Raw genomic sequence first — 1,791 nt, forward strand, 5'->3', positions numbered from 1 at the left:
ACCATCTGCACCGGCACCGCCGCCAGCATGGCCGCAGTCCTGTTCCTGTCCGGCGACCGGCGGGACATGCTGCCCCACGCCAAAGTCATGATACACGACCCGCTGATTCCGGGCGGCGTAGGCGGCAGTGCGCTGAACGTAGACGCCATCGCCAAAAACCTCATGCAGACCCGCCGGACGGTTGCGGACATCATTTCGGCCCACACCGGCAAAAGCCTGGAGGAGGTACTGGACAAGACCGCCTCTGACAGCTACTTCGACGCCGAAGAGGCCGTGGAATGGGGCCTTGCCGACAGAGTCATACACCAGCTGTAAATCAGGAGGTACTATGTCAGAGAGAATTTTATACAAAGGCCCATGTATCAGCAACGATACCTGGGCCACGGGACTGAACAACAACGACTGCATCATCGGCCCCAGCGGCACCGGCAAGACCCGTGGCTATGTGCTCCCCAACATCCTTCAGTGCAGTGAGAGCGTCATCGTCACCAGCGTCAAGGACAGCCTGTGCAAAAAGACCGGCCGGGCCCTGCGAAAGAACGGCTATCAGGTCATTGAGATCAACTTCCAGGACTGCGCCGCTTCTTCCTATGGGTACAATCCGCTCATGTATGTACGCCGGGACCAAAAGCGGGGGTGCTGCCATGAGCAGGACATTCTTCAAATCGCCGCCGCCCTCTCTCCCGTCAAGACAAAGAACGACCCGTTTTGGGAGCAGGCCGCCCAGATGGCCCTTTCAGCCATGATTTCCTATGTGCTGGAGTATCTGCCACGCCAGGAGCATCATCTGGGCAGCGTGATCCGGCTCCTGCGGGAGATGGGGAGCGGCAGCTTTGACCGGCTGTTCGAGGAGGTCTGCACCTTTGCCCCCGACAGCTTCGCGGCGGCGCAGTATCAGATGCTCCGCAACATCCAGAAGTCCCCCAGGACCTATGCCAGCATCCAGGCGTTTCTGGCAGAAAAGCTGTCCCCCTTTGCCTTCCATGGGGCAGAGAAGCTGTTTACCAACTCCAGCCAAATCTATTTCCAGAGCCTTGGCGACCGCAAGACAGCCGTGTTCCTGACCATCAGCGACACAGACCGGTCCATGGACGCTCTGGCGACGCTGTTCTACACCCAGGCGCTTCAAAATCTCTGCCGCCATGCCGACCAGTGCCCGGGCGGCCGTCTGCGTGTCCCGGTCCGCCTTATCCTGGACGACTTCGCCGCCGGGGCCGCAGGGTGCATCGCTGACTTCGACCAGATCAGTTCCGTCATCCGCTCCCGGGAGATCAGCGTCAGCATCATCCTCCAGAGCCTTGCACAGCTGGAGGCCGCATACGGGCATGACAAGGCCGTTACCATTCTGAGCAACTGCGACCACCTGCTCTACCTGGGCGGACAGGAGCTGGCGACGGCCCGGTACATCTCCGTCAAGGCCAACAAGTCTGTCCACACCATTCTGAACATGCCCTTAAACCATGCGTGGCTGTTTACACGGGGCGGCGCACCAAAGGAGGTGGAGAAATACCGCCTGGAGGACCATCCCCTGTATCACTTGGCACAGCCGTCGAAGCAGAAAACGGTATGCCGTGAGCAGGATGAGCACGAGGCATGAGGCATATTGCGATTTCCGCCATCATGTGGTATAGTCTAAATGTGCTCATTTATGAGGCTTTTTCCAGGACCACTATGTGACAATTAGTTGAAAAACGTCCCGCCTGTCGCAGCAATCCTGACGCACAGGTGGGCGGCATCACATAGTATTTTTAAGGGTCTTGGAGCAATCCGAGGCCCTTTTTTCGTACCCTT

At 58.6% G+C, this 1,791-nt stretch carries 2 protein-coding genes; both read left to right on the plus strand.

Annotated features, from left to right (window positions below; translation table 11 throughout):
- Positions 1–315 (plus strand): ClpP family protease (locus tag B5G42_RS17480; RefSeq protein ID WP_140399888.1); only part of this gene is annotated, 315 nt, incomplete at its 5' end.
- A 13-nt stretch (positions 316–328) separates the two neighbouring features.
- Complete coding sequence (locus tag B5G42_RS17485; RefSeq protein WP_087273158.1) at positions 329–1,597, plus strand: VirD4-like conjugal transfer protein, CD1115 family; 1,269 nt, start codon at positions 329–331, stop codon at positions 1,595–1,597.
- Positions 1,598–1,791 lie beyond the last annotated feature (194 nt).

Source organism: Flavonifractor sp. An91, assembly GCF_002159225.1.
Lineage (GTDB): Bacteria > Bacillota > Clostridia > Oscillospirales > Oscillospiraceae > Flavonifractor > Flavonifractor avicola.